We start from the raw sequence: 16,776 nt of genomic DNA, 5'->3' as shown, positions 1-16,776 counted from the left end.
AGCAAACGAAAAAAAACCGCCTTGGGGCGGTTTTTTTTATGGCGTGCGGGCTGCGTTCAGCCCAGCAGGCCGGCGCCGTGCCAGTGGTGCAACTCAGCCAGCACCCGGGTCTCTCGCACCGTCCACTGCGGACAGGGGCCTGCCAGCTGGGTCTTGTTGGTCTGCAGCGCCTCGGCCAGTTCGAACCAGCCAGGGGTGAAACCGAGCCTTATCTCGTAGGGCTGGGGCTGCGGTTCACACCACGCCTCCCCCACCTGACAGAGGTAGTAGAAGGAGCGGATGCAGTAGGCATCGTAGTCAGCCTCGCGGGCCGGCCGGTACTCCCGCGTCTCGCCAAGCAGGGCACCGACCGCCACCAGCTCGGCACCGCACTCTTCGCGCAGCTCGCGCGCGAGGGCCGTGCGGTGACACTCCCCGTGCTCGATGCCGCCACCGGGAAACATCAGATCGCCGTTGACCCGGGAGTGCACCAGCAGCAGCTGGTCGCCGCGCAGCACCACGGCCCTGACGGTGACCCGCTCCAGCTGGCGGCCATCTGTGTTGACCCGGCCGTGGGTGAGCCGGATGTCGAAGGGGTGTGGCCAGTCGCTGGCCAGAGATTCAATGTGGTTCATCAGGGTTCAGGGACGATAGGTCCCGCTTTTCAGTTGCTCAACCAGGGTGGCAGCCTGGCTGTCCAGGCTCTCCTGCTCTTGCTTGCTCAGGGAGTGATAGAGGCTGAAACGGGTGGCCGACACCTCGGCGGCATTCTGAAACGACTCGCTCACCTTGCCCCACAGATAGGCCTGTCCGTACTGCTTCTGGCCCATGTAGAGGGTGCTGAGGGAGGTAAGGACCCGGCCGTTGACCTGATCCCCTTCCCGGTAAAGGGAGAGGGCGTGCTGCATCAGCGCGATGGCCTTTTGCGGCTCGCGCTTGGCATAGATGCCCCCAAGTGCCAGTTGCAGCTCGGGCTCCTCCAGCACGGGTTGCCCCTCCAGCGCAAGAAACTGCTGGCGAGCCAGCTCGTTGGTGTTGTTGGTCCAGTGCCAGAGCAGCAGGTAGGGATCTTTGGCATTGCGGGTAGCGGCGTCGAGCTGGGCCAGTTGTTCGCCGGCCGCCAGCATCCCCTCCACCCGCGGGCTCTTCTGCTCGCGGGCCCGCTTGTACTCGATGTTGGTGGAGCGTTCGGCACATTTGAGATAACGCTCCAGGCTGCGCATCAACTCGTACTGGCGCCGCTCGGTCCCCTCCGCCTGCAGGTAGTAGCGGGCCCGGATGATGTCGCTGCGCTCGTAACGACACCAGCCGTCATCCACCAGATCCTGACAGAGGGCCGGGTAATTGGCACAGATGTTGTGGATCCTGTCATCGTCACAGGCGGTGAGCAGCAGGCCGAAACAGAGGCCGAACAACAGGGAACGAGCTGGAAAAGGGGTCATGGTTCATATCTTGTTGGTAACAATTGCAGCCTGCCATGGCCACCCTTGGCTAGCAAACGGATTACATATCCATTACAATGCGCGCGCCGTATAAGGCCGCGACTGCAGAATAATATAACGAAATATACACCCCTACACTGATCTGCATTCGACGAATTTCTATTTGCCCCAACAACGTGAAATAAAGGATCTGGTCAATGACCCACGAGCACTATCTGCAGGCGTGGCAGGAGAGCCAGGAGCTCGCCGAAGCCATGCAACCCTTGATCGGTCGCCTCTACCGCCAGCAGGGGATCGAGATCACCATCTTCGGCCGCCCGCTGCAAAACGCCTCCACCATCGATATCCTCAAGGCCCACCGGGTCGTTCGCCGCCACCAGGGAGCTCCCCTCCCGATCCAACAAAGCTTTCCCCTGCTGCAAGCCATCCTGGCCCTGAACCCGACCGCCGCCGAGATCGATCTGGGCAAGCTGGCCGTGGGTTACTGGCAGGATCACCAGGATGAAGCCGGCATCGACGACTACCTTCGTGCCAAGCTGGCGCCGGCCCTGGGTCGCGGTGTACCTGCCCCCACCGACGTTGTGCTGTACGGCTTTGGCCGCATCGGCCGCCTGCTGGCCCGGCTGCTGATCGAGCGTACCGGCGCCGCCAACTCCCTGCGACTGCGCGCCATCGTGGTGCGCGGCGGTCGTGACGGGGATCTGGAGAAGCGTGCCAGCCTGCTGCGCCGAGACTCGGTGCACGGCCCCTTCAACGGCTCCATCGAGGTGGATGTGGAACGCAGTGCCATCATCGCCAATGGCACCTTCATCCAGGTGATCTATGCAAACAGCCCGGCCGACATCGACTACACCGCCTACGGCATTCACGATGCGCTGATCGTCGACAACACCGGGGTCTGGCGTGACGAGGCGGGGCTGTCTGAACACCTCAAGGCGCGCGGCGCCGCCCGGGTGCTGCTGACCGCTCCCGGCAAGGGGGAGATGAAGAACGTGGTGTTCGGGGTCAACCACGAGGTGATTGGGCCGGATGACAAGATCATCTCCGCCGCCTCCTGCACCACCAACGCCATCACCCCGGTGCTCAAGGTGATGCAGGACAAATACGGCATCCGCCACGGCCACGTGGAGACGGTCCACTCCTACACCAACGACCAGAACCTCATCGACAACTATCACAAGGGCGAGCGCCGCGGTCGCAGCGCAGCCCTCAACATGGTGATGACCAGCACCGGCGCCGCCAAGGCGGTGGCCAAGGCGCTGCCGGAGCTCAAGGGCAAGCTGACTGGCAACGCCATCCGGGTGCCGACCCCCAACGTATCGCTTGCCATCATTAATCTGTCGCTGGAACAGACCACCGATCGGGAGAGCCTCAATGCCTATCTGCAGCAGATGGCACTGAGCTCGGCCCTGCATCGCCAGATCGACTTCAGCGCCAGCACCGAGCTGGTCTCTTCCGACATGGTGGGCTCCCGTTTTGCGGGCATCGTCGACTCTCAGGCCACCATCGCCGAGGGGGATCACTGCGTGCTCTACGTATGGTATGACAACGAGTTCGGGTACAGTTGTCAGGTAGTGCGGGTGATGGAGCAGATGGCTGGCGCAGTTCGCCAGGATCTGCCGGTCTGATCCCGATTCGTCATGGCTCAATGTGCAAGGAGAAGGCCGGATGTCGTTTCAACAAGGTGAGTTTCTACAAGCAATCAGGCAGATGCCCGCAGAGGTGTACGAGCGCCTCAAGACGGCGGTCGAGCTCGGCAAGTGGCCGGACGGCAAGCCGCTCACCGACGAGCAGAAGGCCACGTCGCTACAGGCTGTGATGGCCTGGCAGGCGATGCACCTCGACAACCCCGAGCACATGAACATCGGCCGTGACGGCGAGATCGTGATGAAGAGCAAGAGCGAGCTCAAGCGTCAGTATCGCGACGAAGAAGAGATAGTGCGGGTCGACCTCAACCACTGAGCCTGACCCACCCGCCACAACGAAAGAGGGGAGCCAATATGGCTCCCCTCTCTTTTTCCTGACATATCCCCTCATCCCCGGCCCTTCTCCCGCCAGGGGAGCAGACTCGCAGCTGCGAACAGTAAGCGGGCCACCTGCCGGCGATCTTCATGGCAAACCTCGCCACCTCGATCTATCCCCTCTCCCACTGGGAGAGGGTTAGGGTGAGGGGGAAACCAGTCAGGGGGTCAGCTCCCCGCGCAGCGACTGCTGCATCAGCTCGCGGATGCGCGGCGCCGGCAGATCCTGGCTCAGCAGGAAGTGCAGCTTGGTTAGCGCCGCCTCGGCGGTCATGTCGAAGCCCGAGATGACCCCGGCCCGCGACAGCGCATTGCCGGTGGCATAGCCCCCCATGTTGACCTTGCCGTGCAGACACTGGCTCAGGTTGACGATGATGACGCCGCGGGCCGACGCCTCGGAGAGCAGCGCCAGCATGGCCGGATTCTGCGGCGCATTGCCCACCCCGAAGGAGAGCAGGATCAGCGCCCGCACCGGCTGCTGCAGGATGTTGGCGATCACCTCGGCCGAGATGCCCGGATAGAGGGTCACCACGCCGATGGGCTGGGGGGTGATGTCGTGCAGCACCAGCGGCCGCTCGGACGGCACGCCCAGCTCGCCCGCTTCCAGCGAGATGGCAATGCCGGCGTTGAGCAGCGGCGGGTAGTTGGGCGAATCGAAGGCGTGGAAGCCGTCGGCGTGCACCTTCTTGCTGCGGTTGCCGCGGTAGAGCTGGTTGTTGAAGAACAGCGTCACCTCGTGGATCGGGTAGTTGGCCGCGATGTAGAGAGCATTGAGCAGGTTCTGCTGACCGTCGGAGCGCAGCTCGGCGAGCGGGATCTGGGAGCCGGTGATGATGACCGGCTTGTGCAGATCTTCGAGCATGAAGGAGAGCGCCGAAGCGGTAAACGACATGGTGTCGGTGCCGTGCAGAATGACGAAACCGTCGTACTTGTCGTAGTTGCCTTTAATATCCTCGGCGATGCGCTGCCAATCCGCCGGCGTCATGTCGGAGGAGTCGATGAGGGGCGCATATTCGTGAATATGGTAATCCGGCATCTCGGGACGATGGAACTCGGGCATCCGCGCCAGACAGTCTTCCATGAAGCCCGCCATCGGCACATAACCGTGGTCGGACCGCTGCATCCCTATGGTGCCGCCTGTGTAGGCGATGTAGATGGACTTCTTCACACCCTCTCCTCTTTGATGGGCACAACACCCGCGAATCGTGGCTAAGCCGGGGCGAAACGGCGGCATCGACTGCCCGCCGCGTTCGCCATGGGCCGAAAGCCCGCCCATGATAGCGCGCCGGGCAGCCAGCTCACATCCCACCAGTGTCGTCCGGCGGGCCAAAAACCGCCGAATTATAGGGACTGGCGCCCCAAATGACAGCCGGAAAATGGTCTGCAGCCGGTATTAAACGGCGACTAACCCAATAGTGTTAAATGTCACGAGATACATCAAGATTGAATATTTATCTGACAAATGTGGATATAAGTGGTGCTTTTTGCTACTATCCGCTCGATTTTTCATAAATCTCATCTGGAAGCCTGAACCGTTCAGGCCCGCACCGGCCCCATTTTTACGTGGGGCGGGGGCATGTTGCCCCTTCTTTGTTGGCACCTGAGCCACACTGTTTTTATCCCGGCTGAATCTGTGAGTCTGCATCAACGAAAGACACAGCCAATCAACATGGGAGTACTGAATGCTACAACTTGATTCCTACGCCACCCTGGTCGCAGCCACCCTGGTGTTGCTGCTCGGTCGTTTGCTGGTGACCCGAGTCGGGCTGCTGCGAACCTTCAACATCCCCAAGCCGGTTGCCGGCGGCCTGGTGGTCGCCCTGGTGCTGCTGCTGCTGCGCTCCACCCTGCAGATGGAGCTGCAGTTCGATACCAGCCTGCAAACCCCGCTGATGCTGGCGTTCTTCGCCTCCATCGGTCTCTCCGCCGATCTCGCCAGCCTCAAGCGCGGCGGCAAGGCGGTGCTCACCTTCCTGCTGGTGGTCACCGGTCTGCTGCTGGTGCAAAACAGCCTGGGCGTAGGTCTGGCGACCCTGCTCGGTCTGGATCCCCACATGGGGCTGCTGGCCGGCTCCATCACCCTCTCTGGCGGCCACGGCACCGGGGCGGCCTGGGGTGCCACCTTCACCGAGAAATACGGGGTGCAATCCGCCGCCGAACTGGCCATCGCCTGTGCCACCTTCGGTCTGGTGCTGGGCGGCCTCATCGGTGGCCCGGTCGCCCGCTATCTGGTGAAAAAGGTGAAGGTACCCGGCGAGGAGCACAACCGGGATGACGCGCCGCAAGGCTTCGAGATGCCGGACATGGAGCGGCCGCTCACCACCTTCAGCCTGATCGAGACCCTGGCGCTGATCGCCATCAGCCTGAAAGGGGGCGAGATGCTCTCCGCCTACCTCAAGGGCGGCGCCTTCGAGTTGCCGGTGTTCGTCTGCGTGCTGTTCGTCGGCGTGCTGCTGCGCAACATGCTGACCCTGCTGAACTGGCATGAGGTGAGCGACCGCGAAGTCTCCCTGCTCGGCAACGTCAGCCTGTCGCTGTTCCTGGCGATGGCGCTGATGAGCCTGCGACTGTGGGATCTGGCCAACCTGGCGCTGCCCATCTTCGTTCTGCTGGCGGCCCAGACCGTGGCCATGGCGCTCTACGCCATCTTCATCACCTTCCGGGTGATGGGCAGCAACTACGATGCGGCCGTGCTGGCGGCAGGCCACTGTGGTTTTGGTCTGGGGGCCACCCCCACCGCCATTGCCAACATGCAGGCCATCACCCAGCGCTTCGGCCCCTCCCACCTGGCGTTTCTGGTGGTGCCCATGGTGGGCGCCTTCTTCATCGACATCATCAACGCCATGGTGATCAAGCTGTTCCTGGCACTGCCCTTCCTGTAATTCCTTTCCCGTCAGACGTCTATGAACAGAGCCCACCTCTTGGTGGGCTCTGCCATTTCTGCTCGCCAGCGCCGCTACATCCCATCCTTCATGGGTGCTCGCTGCGAGATGCATAAACAAAAAGCCCCGCGCTCGGCAGAGGGCGGGGCTTTGTCATGGCGGCCGTGCTCGCCGCGTGTCAGAACTTACAGGATAAAGGTCGAGACCTGCTGGTTCAGGTCGGTGGCCCGGCCCTTGAGGCTCTCGGCCTGATCCAGATCGCGCATGGCGGCAGCGGTGATCTCGTCACTCACGTCCTTGATGGCGGTGGTGTTCTGGGTGATCTCGCCGGTCACCTGGGTCTGCTCCTCGGCGGCGGTGGCGATCTGACCCGCCATGTCGGAGATGAGCGACACCGCCTGGGTGATCTCTTCGAGCGCAGCGGCGGCGGCATCGGCGTCTTTCACGCTGTTGTCCGCCAGCCCCTGGCTGGTCTGCATCAGGCTCACCGCACGGGCCGTGGTCTGCTGCAGGGTCTCGATGGTGGACTGGATTTCCTGGGTGGAGTCCTGAGTCCGGCGCGACAGCACCCGCACCTCGTCCGCCACCACCGCGAAACCGCGACCCTGTTCACCGGCGCGGGCCGCTTCGATGGCGGCGTTCAGCGCCAGCAGGTTGGTCTGCTCGGCGATGCCCTGAATGGTGGAGAGGATGCCGGAGATGGCCTGGGCGTGGCGGCTCAGCTCGCCGATCACCTCGGTCGCCTGCCCCACTTCCTCGGCCAGACCGTTGATGGACTGACGGGTCTGGTTCACCAGCATCTTGCCCTGCTCACTGCTCTGGGCGGACTGCTGGGCCGCAGCGGCGGTGTTCTCGGCGTTGCCGGCGATCTCCATGGTGGCGCTCGCCATCTCGGTGACGGCGGTGGCGACCATGGTCACCTCTTGCTGCTGACGCTGCAGCTCGTCCACGGCGGCCTGGTTGGTCACCAGACTGCGCTCGGCATCGGCATTCAGCTCGTTGGCCAGCTTGCGGATATTGCCGATCAGCTGGTGCTGGCTGCCGACGAAGCGGTTGAAGCTGTTGGCCAGCTGACCCACTTCGTCGTTGGTGTCGATCTTGATGCGCTGGGTCAGATCGCCGTTACCGTCGGCGATGCGCGCCAGGGCCTGGGAGACCTTGCTGAGCGGGCCGAGCAGCATGCTGACCAGCCAGGAGATGGCGAGGATGCTGCCCACCAGCACCAGCAGGGCTAGGCCGAGCTGGGTCATCAGCAGGGAAGAGAGCGGCGCCTCCAGGGTCTCTTTGTCCAGCACCAGCACCAGCTCCCAGTCGGTATCGGGAATGTCCACCGCCCACAGCAGCTTGTCGCGCCCTTCGTTGTCGAAGTAGGCCGGCACCAGGCTGTTGCGGGTCTTGCTCTGCTCGATCAGGGCATTGGTCAGATCGTTGTCGATCTCGGTGGCCGGTTTCATCGCCTTGGCGGCGTCCTTGTAGGCGATGACGGTGCCATCTTTGTGCATCATGATGGCAAAACCATCGGCCGGCAGCTTCATCTTGGTGACGTCCTCCACCAGCGAGGCGATGGAGAGGTCGCCGCCGACTACGCCGCCCTGAGCAGGCTGGGCCAGGGTCACCACCATGATGTTGTAGGCCACATCCAGATAGGGTTTGGTCACGATCAGGCCGCCCTTGCTCATCGCTTCCTGATACCAGCCACGGGAGCGGGGATCGTAACCGTCACGGTTGATGGAGGGATCGGAGTCGTTCATCTTGCCGCCGCTCTCGCCAAAATAGGTGAGCTGGAAGCGGCCGGAGACTTGTGCCTGTTGCAGGGCGTTGAGGGGTTCGGCACCGGCCTTGTTACCGAGCGCCTGAATGACGTCGCGACGGGCCGCGAGCCAGTCACTGACACTGGCGGCCTGCTGGCTGCCGAGGCGTTGAACCTGTTCCTGACTGCCTTGCAGCAACAGGGACTTCTGGCTGGTATAGCTCTGCCAGGAGAGCAGCAGGATCACCAGCGACAGGGCGATCACCACCGACAACAGTATCTTCTGCTTGAGTGATAGGTTTTTCATCATGCGTTCTTCTTATGAGGTCAGGAACAGGATTTCCCAAAAAGTGCACAGCACTGCGTAGTTATTAACGACCCGTCGGCACAAAACTGAACCGGAAAATGGGCCGGCGGGCGATATTTTCCACCGAGTTGGGGAAAACTGCACCAGAAATTGACTACGAGGCACGCACAAGGACAGCCGACCCTGTTTATTCCTTCCACAATTGGCTAGAATATCCCGTTTTTAAATCACATCGACCCCGAGAGTTTTCACGATGTTTGAAGTCAATCCTGTATTAAACAAGCTTAAGGAGCTGTCTGAGAGGACCGAGCTGCTTAGGGGGTACCTTTGACTATGACGCCAAGAAAGAGCGTCTAGAAGAGGTCAACGCCGAGCTGGAACAGCCGGACGTCTGGAATGAACCCGAGCGCGCACAGGCGCTGGGCAAGGAGCGCGTGGCGCTGGAAAACGTGGTCGGCACCATCGACACCCTGACCCAGGGCGCCGACGACGTGGCCATGCTGGTCGAGCTGGCCGTGGAAGGTGAAGACGAAGACACCTTCAACGAAGCCGTGGCCGAAGCCGACGTGCTGGAAACCAAGCTGGTGGATCTCGAGTTCCGCCGCATGTTCTCCGGTCAGCACGATTCCTCCGACTGCTACATCGACATCCAGTCCGGCTCCGGTGGTACCGAAGCGCAAGATTGGGCCAACATGGTCCTGCGCATGTACCTGCGCTGGGGCGATGCCCACGGCTACAAGCCCGAGCTCATCGAATGCTCCGAAGGCGACGTGGCCGGCATCAAGTCCGCCACCATCAAGTTCACCGGTGAGTATGCCTTCGGCTGGCTGCGTACCGAGACCGGCGTGCACCGCCTGGTGCGCAAATCCCCGTTCGATTCCGGTGGCCGTCGCCACACCTCGTTCTGCTCGGTGTTCGTCTACCCCGAGATCGACGATGACATCGACATCGAGATCAACCCGGCCGACCTGCGTATCGACGTCTACCGTGCCTCCGGCGCCGGTGGTCAGCACGTCAACCGGACCGAATCCGCGGTACGTATTACCCACATTCCTACTGGGGTCGTGGTACAGTGCCAGAACGATCGTTCCCAGCACAAAAACAAAGATCAGTGTATGAAGCAGCTGAAGGCCAAGCTCTACGAGCTGGAAATTCAGAAGCAGAATGCCGAGAAGCAAGCCCTCGAAGAGACCAAGTCCGATATCGGCTGGGGCAGCCAGATCCGCTCCTATGTGCTGGATGATGCGCGCATCAAGGATCTACGTACCGGCGTCGAAACCCGCAACACCCAGGCGGTACTCGACGGCGACTTGGACAAGTTTATCGAAGCTAGCCTGAAATCAGGCCTGTAAAAAAACAGAACAGCAGGAATCACCATGTCTGAACAAACCACTACTCCGGAAGTCGACCAAACTCTCGATCTGAACAACGAGATGCAGGAGCGTCGTTCCAAGCTGGCCGCCTTGCGCGCCCAGGGCAACCCCTTCCCCAACGACTTCCGTCGTGACAGCCTCTCCGGCGATCTGCACGCCGAGTTTGGTGACAAGAGCGCCGACGAACTGGCCGCACTGGGTAAACGGGTGAAGATTGCCGGTCGCATCATGACCCGCCGGATCATGGGCAAGGCATCTTTCGCCACCCTGCAGGACATGGCTGGCAAGATCCAGGTCTACGTCACCCGTGACGACCTGCCGGAAGGCTTCTACAACGAGCAGTTCAAGAAGTGGGATCTGGGCGACATCGTGGGTGTCGAAGGTACCCTGTTCCGCACCAACACAGGCGAACTCTCCGTTCATGTCTCCGACATTCGCCTGCTGACCAAGGCCCTGCGCCCGCTGCCCGAGAAGCACAAAGGTCTGACCGACCAGGAAGCCCGCTGCCGTCAGCGTTACCTGGATCTGATCGCCAACGAAGAGTCCCGCAAGACCTTCGTGACCCGTACCAAGGTCGTGGCCGGTATCCGCAAGTTCCTGAACGACAAGCGCTTCATGGAAGTGGAAACCCCCATGATGCAGGTCATCCCGGGTGGCGCCTCTGCCCGTCCGTTCATCACCCACCACAATGCGCTGGACATCGACATGTACCTGCGTATCGCTCCGGAACTCTATCTGAAGCGTCTGGTGGTTGGTGGTTTCGAGCGTGTGTACGAGATCAACCGCAACTTCCGTAACGAAGGTATCTCCGTTCGCCATAACCCCGAGTTCACCATGCTCGAGTTCTATATGGCCTACGCCGACTACATCGATCTGATGGATCTCACCGAAGAGATGCTGCGCACCCTGGCGCAGGACATCCTGGGCGACACCAAGATCCGTTACGCCAAAGAGGGCGAAGAGGGTCTGACCATCGATTTCGGTCAGCCGTTCCAGCGCCTCTCCATGGTTGACTCCATCCTGAAGTACAACCCGGATGTGACCCGTGACGACCTGGCGACCCTGGAGAAGGCCACCGCCGTCGCCAAACGCCTGCACATCGAGCTGATGAAGAGCTGGGAACTGGGCCACGTGATCACCGCGATCTTCGAAGAGACCGTGGAGCACATGCTGCTGCAACCGACCTTCATCACCGAGTACCCGGCCGCCGTTTCTCCGCTGGCCCGTCGCAACGACCAGAACCCGGACGTCACCGACCGCTTCGAATTCTTCATCGGCGGCCGCGAGCTGGCCAACGGCTTCTCCGAGCTGAACGATGCGGAAGATCAGGCCGAGCGCTTCCAGGCTCAGGTTGACCAGAAAGCCGCAGGCGATGACGAAGCCATGTTCTACGACGCCGACTTCGTGACCGCGCTGGAACACGGTCTGCCGCCGACTGCCGGTCAGGGCATCGGTATCGACCGTCTGGTCATGCTGTTCACCAACAGCCACACCATCCGCGACGTCATCTTGTTCCCGGCTCTGCGCCCACAAAAGTAAGAGCCGCAGAAACAGGGCCGCAGCAAAACGCTGCCGTCCATGGCAATCAAAACGCCCCGCAATTGCGGGGCGTTTTTTATGGCAGGCACAAACCGCTGACGAACCTTCAAGACGCCGCCAGCTTGCCGTTTATCAGGCCACTGGCAACTGCCACGCCCCCTGCCACAAGGTGACGGCCTCACCGGCCATCAGCACCCGATTCTCCTGCAGTTCTAGCCGCAGCTCACCACCCCTTGCCGAGATCTGACGGGCCCGCAACTGCCGCTTGCCGAGCCGCTCGGCCCAGAAGGGCACCAGGGCGCAGTGGTTGGAGCCGCTCACCGGATCCTCATCCACCCCGACCCAGGGGGCGAAGTAGCGGGAGACGAAGTTATAGTCATGGTCGCGCGAGGGTGCCGTCACCATCAGGCCGCGGCCTGGCAGGGCACGCAGGGCCTGAAAATCTGGGCTGAGCGCACGAACTTCCTCCTCGCTGGCCAGCTCCAGCAAGAACTTGGCGCCAGCCGCCAGGGTTTGCAGCGGCTGGCAACCGACCGCAGCCGCATAGGCCGGATCCAGAACCAGCGGCACCGTGGCAATGCGCGGAAAATCGAGCCAGATCCACGCCCCTTCGCGCCGGGCCAGCAGCTCGCCGCTGCGGGTCTCGAAGTAAATGACCTCACCCTCTGCCAACGCTCCCGTCTGCCACAGCACGTGGGCCGCCGCCAGGGTGCCGTGGCCGCAGAGATCCACTTCCAGCTCGGGAGTGAACCAGCGCAGCTGATAGCGGGCATGGCCAAGGGGCACCAGAAAGGCGGTCTCCGACAGGTTGAACTCGGCCGCCATGGCCAGCAGGGTGGCATCCGGCTGACTCGGCCCCAGCACCACCACCGCCGGGTTGCCGCCAAAGGGGTGCCGGCTGAAGGCATTGACATGAAACAAGCTGATGGTCGACATTCACGCTTCCTGTGTGGGTAATACGGGCTCATTCATCGCTCTTTATACCATGAGAGCCCTGTCGACCTGAGTCGCTTTGCGCCCCTCTCCATCACCGTTTTAATGCAGTAATAGAATAAAAAAGACATTTTTATTCTTTGTTGTTATCCATCACACCCCTTAACCTGACCAAAAATCAGACCATGGAAGACGTGTGTGATGCAATTGAAGGACTCCCTGACCAACCTGACTCCCCTCTCCGACGAGCAGCAGCGACAGCTGAGCCAGGCGCTATCGACCCTCAACACCCAGCAACTGGCCTGGGTGAGCGGTTATCTCTACGGTCTCTCCCAGGCGGGCAGCCAGCCGGCCGTGACCGGCGCAGCAACCACTGCCACCAGCGGCAATCTGACCATTCTCTACGGCTCCCAGACCGGCAATGCCAAGGGCGTGGCCAGCGCCATCAAGGCGCAGGCCGAGGCGCGCGGTCTGCCGGTGACCCTCACCTCCATGGCGGACTACAAACCCAAGCAGCTCAAGAAAGAGACCCACCTGCTGGTGGTAGTGAGCACTTACGGGGAAGGTGAACCGCCGGAGAGCGCAGTCGATCTGTTCGAGCAGCTCAAGAAGGGCAAGGTCGGCAAGCTGGAAGGGCTCAAGTTCGCCGTGCTGGGGCTGGGTGACAGCTCCTATGAATTCTTCTGCCAGACCGGCAAGGACTTTGACAGCCTGCTGACCAAGGCTGGCGCCGATCGGGTGCATGAGCTAGCCAGCCTGGACGTGGATTATCAGGATGCCGCCAAAGCGTGGGGTGAACAGGCGCTCAATGCCATCGCCGCCACCCTCTCCGCCGGTCCTGCCGGCAGCAGCGTGGCCAGCGCGGTACAACAGGCGGTCGGCCACAGCCAGTACAGCAAGGAGAACCCCTTCCCGGCCAGACTCTCGGTCAATCAGAAGATCACCGGTCGCGACTCGACCAAGGATATCCGCCACATCGAGATCAGCCTTGAAGAGTCCGGTATCCGCTACCAGCCGGGCGATGCCCTCGGCATCTGGTTTGACAACGACCCCGCACTGGTAAACGAGGTGCTGGCGCTGGCCGGTCTCTCCGGCGACGAGGCCACCGCCCGCGGCAGCCTGCGCGAAGTGCTCAGCCGCGAGCTGGAGCTGACCCGCTTGCACGGCGGCTTTATCACCGGTCTTGCCGAGATCTCGGCCAACGTGGCACTGAAAGATCTGGCCGGCGACAAGGCCCAGGTCAACGCGCTGGTGGCCTCTGCCCAGGTCGTGGATGTACTGAAACGCTTCCCGACCGCGCTCACAGCCGAACAGCTGCTGGGCCTGCTGCGCCCGCTCACCCCGCGCCTCTACTCCATCGCCTCCAGCCAGAGCGAGGTGGAAGAGGAGGTGCACCTGACCGTCGGCGTGGTGCGCTACCCGCAGGAAGATGGCACTGTGCGCAGCGGCGCCGCCTCCTCCTACCTGGCGGACCGGCTGGCCGAAGATGCCGAAGTGCGGGTATTCGTCGAGCACAACGACAACTTCCGCCTGCCGCCAACCCCCGACACCCCCGTCATCATGGTGGGCCCGGGTACCGGCATCGCACCGTTTCGCGCCTTCCTGCAGGAGCGCGAGGCCCAGGGGGCCGAGGGCAAGAACTGGCTGTTCTTCGGCAACCCGCACTTCACCCAGGACTTCCTCTATCAGGTGGAGTGGCAGCGCTATGTGAAGAGCGGGCTGCTCAGCAAGATCTCGCTGGCCTTCAGCCGGGATCAGGCCGAGAAGGTCTACGTACAGCACCGCCTGCGGGAAGCGGGCCAGGAGCTCTATCAGTGGCTGGAAGCAGGCGCTCACTTCTATGTGTGCGGCGATGCCAACCAGATGGCGAAAGATGTGCAGGAAGCCCTGCTGGATGTGATTGCGGAACATGGCCACAAGAGCCGTGAGGAAGCAGAAGAGTATTTGAGCGAATTGCGTCGTGCCAAACGTTATCAAAGGGATGTCTATTGATGAGCAAGCAACTGATTCCAGGGCCGGTGGAAGGACCGCTGGCCGACAACGAACGTCTGAAACGCGAGAGCGATCACCTGCGCGGCACCATAACGCAGGATCTCACAGACCCGCTCACCGGCGGCTTCAACGGCGACAACTTCCAGCTGATCCGCTTTCACGGCATGTACCAGCAGGATGACCGCGACATCCGCCCGGAGCGTACCGCCCAGAAGCTGGAGCCGCTGCACAACGTCATGCTGCGCGCCCGCCTGCCCGGCGGCATCATCACCCCGGCCCAGTGGCAGGTGATCGACAAGTTCGCCGAGGATCACAGCCTGTACGGCAGCATCCGTCTGACCACCCGCCAGACCTTCCAGTTCCACGGGGTGCTCAAGCGCGACATCAAGATGATGCACCAGACCCTCAACAGCACCGGCATCGATAGCATAGCCACCGCCGGCGACGTGAACCGCAACGTGCTCTGCACCAGCAACCCGGTGGAATCCGAGCTGCATCAGGAGGCCTACGAGTGGGCCAAGAAGATCTCCGAGCACCTGCTGCCCAAGACCCGCGCCTACGTGGAGATCTGGCTGGACGGCGAGAAGCTGGGGGGTGACGAAGAGCCGATCCTGGGTTCCAACTACCTGCCGCGCAAGTTCAAGACCACTGTGGTGATCCCGCCCCACAACGACGTGGACATCCACGCCAACGATCTCAACTTCGTGGCCATCGCAGATGGCGGCAAGCTGGTGGGCTTCAACGTGCTGGTGGGCGGGGGTCTGGCCATGACCCACGGCGACACCAGCACCTACCCGCGCAAGGCGAGCGATTTCGGCTTCGTGCCGCTCTCCCATGTGCTGGAAGTGGCGGCCGCCGTGGTCAGCACCCAGCGCGACTGGGGCAACCGGGTCAACCGCAAGAACGCCAAGACCAAGTACACCCTTGAGCGCGTCGGCGTCGAGGCCTTCAAGGCCGAGGTGGAGAGCCGCGCCGGCATCCAGTTCGGACCGGTACGCCCCTATGAGTTTACCAGCCGTGGCGATCGCTTCGGTTGGGTAGAGGGGATCGACGGCAAGCACCACCTCACCCTGTTTATCGAGAACGGCCGCCTGCTGGACTTCCCGGGCAAGCCCCTCAAGACCGGCATGCTGGAGATCGCCAAGGTACACCAGGGGGATTTTCGCCTCACCGCCAACCAGAACCTGATCATCGCAGGCGTACCTGCCGGTGAGAAGGCCCGCATCGAAGCACTGGCACGCCAGTACGGCCTGCTGGATGACGGCGTGAGCGAACAGCGCAAGCAGTCCATGGCCTGCGTGGCCCTGCCCACCTGCCCGCTGGCGATGGCCGAGGCCGAGCGCATGCTGCCGACATTCGTCAGCGACATCGAAGGGCTGCTGGCCAAGCACGATCTCGCCGATGATGCCATCATCTTCCGGGTCACCGGCTGCCCCAACGGCTGCGGCCGCGCCATGCTGGCGGAGGTGGGTCTGGTGGGCAAGGCGCCGGGACGCTACAACCTGCACCTGGGTGGCAACCTCGAGGGGACCCGCATCCCGCGCCTGCACCTGGAGAACATCACAGAGCCGCAGATCCTGGCCGAGCTGGATGCCCTGATCGGTCGCTGGGCCAAGGATCGCAACACTGGCGAGTGCTTCGGCGATTTTGTCATTCGCGCCGGCATCATAGCCCCGGTCATCGATTCTGCGAGGGACTTCTATGCAGCCTGATCAGACCGATACAGCCCGGCTGGCGCGCACCGCCGATGGCCGGCTCGACCTCGACGCCCTGCTGGCCTTGAGTCGCGAGGAGCAGGTCGAGGCGCTGGCCCCCCTCAACCGGCAGCTGGATGCCATCAGCGCCCCAGAGCGGGTGCGCTGGGCGCTGGCCAACCTGCCGGGGGAGCATGTGCTGTCATCAAGCTTCGGCATCCAGGCGGCGCTGATGCTGCATCTGGTGAGCCGCGAGCGGGCCGATGTGCCGGTGGTGCTGACCGATACCGGTTATCTCTTCCCCGAGACCTACCGCTTTATCGACGAGCTGACCGAGCGCCTCGCCCTCAACCTCAAAATCTACCGGGCCGAGCTCACTCCGGCCTGGCAGGAGGCCCGCTTCGGCCTCCTGTGGGAGCAGGGGGTGGAGGGGATCACCCGCTACAACCAGCTCAACAAGGTGGAGCCGATGGACCGCGCCCTGAACGAGCTGGGTGCCCGCACCTGGTTCTCGGGCCTGCGCCGGGAGCAGTCCGGCAGCCGGGGCAAGCTGCCGGTGCTGGCCATCCAGCGCGGCCGCTTCAAATTCCTGCCGGTGATCGACTGGAGCAACAAGGACGTCTTCTACTACTTCAAGGAGTTCGACCTGCCCTACCACCCGCTGTGGGAGCAGGGCTACCTCTCGGTCGGCGACGTGCACACCACCACCAAGTGGGAGCCTGGCATGAGCGAGGAGCAGACCCGCTTCTTCGGCCTCAAGCGCGAGTGCGGCCTGCACGAGGAGAACGGCGAGAACGACGGCTCCGGCATCTGAACCAGACGGCCCGCCCGCACGGCTTCCATAAAAAACGCCCGGCAACTGCC

At 62.5% G+C, this 16,776-nt stretch carries 13 protein-coding genes; 8 read left to right on the top strand and 5 right to left on the bottom strand.

All coding sequences use genetic code 11. The annotated features are described in order from the left end of the window. Positions 1-56: 56 nt before the first annotated feature. Together AACQ43_RS06590 and AACQ43_RS06585 are read right to left on the bottom strand one after the other, a co-directional pair. Positions 57-614, bottom strand: a complete 558-nt coding sequence (locus AACQ43_RS06590) for an NUDIX domain-containing protein (RefSeq protein ID WP_017409320.1) — start codon at positions 612-614, stop codon at positions 57-59. A 6-nt stretch (positions 615-620) separates the two neighbouring features. Then, positions 621-1,421 (bottom strand): DUF2989 domain-containing protein, encoded by an 801-nt coding sequence (locus AACQ43_RS06585; RefSeq protein WP_076360455.1) that lies wholly within the window; start codon positions 1,419-1,421, stop codon positions 621-623. A 197-nt stretch (positions 1,422-1,618) separates the two neighbouring features. On the opposite strand from AACQ43_RS06585, the gene AACQ43_RS06580 reads away from it, so the two are divergent. Together AACQ43_RS06580 and AACQ43_RS06575 are read left to right on the top strand one after the other, a co-directional pair. Then, complete coding sequence (locus AACQ43_RS06580; RefSeq protein WP_102988105.1) at positions 1,619-3,049, top strand: glyceraldehyde-3-phosphate dehydrogenase; 1,431 nt, start codon at positions 1,619-1,621, stop codon at positions 3,047-3,049. A gap of 40 nt (positions 3,050-3,089) precedes the next feature. After that, positions 3,090-3,383, top strand: a complete 294-nt coding sequence (locus AACQ43_RS06575; RefSeq protein ID WP_011707127.1) for a YeaC family protein — start codon at positions 3,090-3,092, stop codon at positions 3,381-3,383. A 219-nt stretch (positions 3,384-3,602) separates the two neighbouring features. Here the strand turns inward: AACQ43_RS06575 and ansA are convergent, their stop codons facing one another. Beyond that, complete coding sequence (gene ansA, locus AACQ43_RS06570) at positions 3,603-4,610, bottom strand: asparaginase (RefSeq protein ID WP_011707130.1); 1,008 nt, start codon at positions 4,608-4,610, stop codon at positions 3,603-3,605. 514 nt (positions 4,611-5,124) lie between these two features. On the opposite strand from ansA, the gene gltS reads away from it, so the two are divergent. Then, positions 5,125-6,324, top strand: coding sequence for a sodium/glutamate symporter (gene gltS / locus AACQ43_RS06565; RefSeq protein ID WP_168966599.1), 1,200 nt, complete (start codon positions 5,125-5,127; stop codon positions 6,322-6,324). Positions 6,325-6,509: 185 nt separating this feature from the next. On the opposite strand, the gene AACQ43_RS06560 is transcribed toward gltS, so the two are convergent. Further along, complete coding sequence (locus AACQ43_RS06560; RefSeq protein WP_168966596.1) at positions 6,510-8,381, bottom strand: methyl-accepting chemotaxis protein; 1,872 nt, start codon at positions 8,379-8,381, stop codon at positions 6,510-6,512. 253 nt (positions 8,382-8,634) lie between these two features. Between AACQ43_RS06560 and prfB the strand changes: the two genes are divergently transcribed. Together prfB and lysS are read left to right on the top strand one after the other, a co-directional pair. Beyond that, a protein-coding gene (gene prfB / locus AACQ43_RS06555) for a peptide chain release factor 2 (protein WP_102988103.1) occupies positions 8,635-9,733 on the top strand; the annotation gives its coding sequence in 2 pieces (ribosomal slippage) (positions 8,635-8,709 and positions 8,711-9,733; 1,098 coding nt in all). A 24-nt stretch (positions 9,734-9,757) separates the two neighbouring features. Further along, entirely contained in the window at positions 9,758-11,293 is a 1,536-nt protein-coding gene (gene lysS, locus AACQ43_RS06550) for a lysine--tRNA ligase (protein WP_011707134.1), read from the top strand. A 132-nt stretch (positions 11,294-11,425) separates the two neighbouring features. Here lysS and AACQ43_RS06545 read toward each other — a convergent pair whose 3' ends face one another. Further along, on the bottom strand, positions 11,426-12,229 hold the full coding sequence (locus tag AACQ43_RS06545) for a PhzF family phenazine biosynthesis protein (RefSeq protein WP_168966594.1): 804 nt from the start codon (positions 12,227-12,229) through the stop codon (positions 11,426-11,428). A gap of 198 nt (positions 12,230-12,427) precedes the next feature. On the opposite strand from AACQ43_RS06545, the gene AACQ43_RS06540 reads away from it, so the two are divergent. From AACQ43_RS06540 to AACQ43_RS06530, 3 genes are read left to right on the top strand one after another with little or no spacing between them, the layout of a single operon-like run. Continuing rightward, on the top strand, positions 12,428-14,218 hold the full coding sequence (locus AACQ43_RS06540; RefSeq protein ID WP_168967152.1) for an assimilatory sulfite reductase (NADPH) flavoprotein subunit: 1,791 nt from the start codon (positions 12,428-12,430) through the stop codon (positions 14,216-14,218). Next, entirely contained in the window at positions 14,218-15,930 is a 1,713-nt protein-coding gene (gene cysI / locus AACQ43_RS06535) for an assimilatory sulfite reductase (NADPH) hemoprotein subunit (RefSeq protein ID WP_168966592.1), read from the top strand. The genes AACQ43_RS06540 and cysI overlap by 1 nt, the downstream gene beginning before the upstream one ends. After that, positions 15,920-16,726 carry a phosphoadenylyl-sulfate reductase gene (locus tag AACQ43_RS06530; RefSeq protein WP_118880605.1) on the top strand — a complete coding sequence of 269 codons (807 nt, stop codon included), beginning with the start codon at positions 15,920-15,922 and terminating at the stop codon, positions 16,724-16,726. The genes cysI and AACQ43_RS06530 overlap by 11 nt, the downstream gene beginning before the upstream one ends. Positions 16,727-16,776 lie beyond the last annotated feature (50 nt).

The organism is Aeromonas sp. DNRA1, assembly GCF_963888745.1.
GTDB classification, from domain to species: Bacteria; Pseudomonadota; Gammaproteobacteria; order Enterobacterales; family Aeromonadaceae; genus Aeromonas; species Aeromonas hydrophila.
The sequence above is the reverse complement of the archived record's forward strand: the minus strand, read 5'-3'. Positions and strand labels throughout refer to the sequence as shown.

What these genes read in the sequence shown, in the direction of transcription:
- AACQ43_RS06580 (WP_102988105.1), top strand. Translation starts at nt 1,619, where the DNA reads ATGACCCACGAGCACTATCTGCAGGCGTGGCAGGAGAGCCAGGAGCTC.
- AACQ43_RS06530 (WP_118880605.1), top strand. Translation starts at nt 15,920, where the DNA reads ATGCAGCCTGATCAGACCGATACAGCCCGGCTGGCGCGCACCGCCGAT.
- lysS (WP_011707134.1), top strand. Translation starts at nt 9,758, where the DNA reads ATGTCTGAACAAACCACTACTCCGGAAGTCGACCAAACTCTCGATCTG.
- cysI (WP_168966592.1), top strand. Translation starts at nt 14,218, where the DNA reads ATGAGCAAGCAACTGATTCCAGGGCCGGTGGAAGGACCGCTGGCCGAC.
- AACQ43_RS06575 (WP_011707127.1), top strand. Translation starts at nt 3,090, where the DNA reads ATGTCGTTTCAACAAGGTGAGTTTCTACAAGCAATCAGGCAGATGCCC.
- AACQ43_RS06560 (WP_168966596.1), bottom strand. Translation starts at nt 8,381, where the DNA reads ATGAAAAACCTATCACTCAAGCAGAAGATACTGTTGTCGGTGGTGATC.
- AACQ43_RS06545 (WP_168966594.1), bottom strand. Translation starts at nt 12,229, where the DNA reads ATGTCGACCATCAGCTTGTTTCATGTCAATGCCTTCAGCCGGCACCCC.
- AACQ43_RS06590 (WP_017409320.1), bottom strand. Translation starts at nt 614, where the DNA reads ATGAACCACATTGAATCTCTGGCCAGCGACTGGCCACACCCCTTCGAC.
- gltS (WP_168966599.1), top strand. Translation starts at nt 5,125, where the DNA reads ATGCTACAACTTGATTCCTACGCCACCCTGGTCGCAGCCACCCTGGTG.
- AACQ43_RS06540 (WP_168967152.1), top strand. Translation starts at nt 12,428, where the DNA reads ATGCAATTGAAGGACTCCCTGACCAACCTGACTCCCCTCTCCGACGAG.
- AACQ43_RS06585 (WP_076360455.1), bottom strand. Translation starts at nt 1,421, where the DNA reads ATGACCCCTTTTCCAGCTCGTTCCCTGTTGTTCGGCCTCTGTTTCGGC.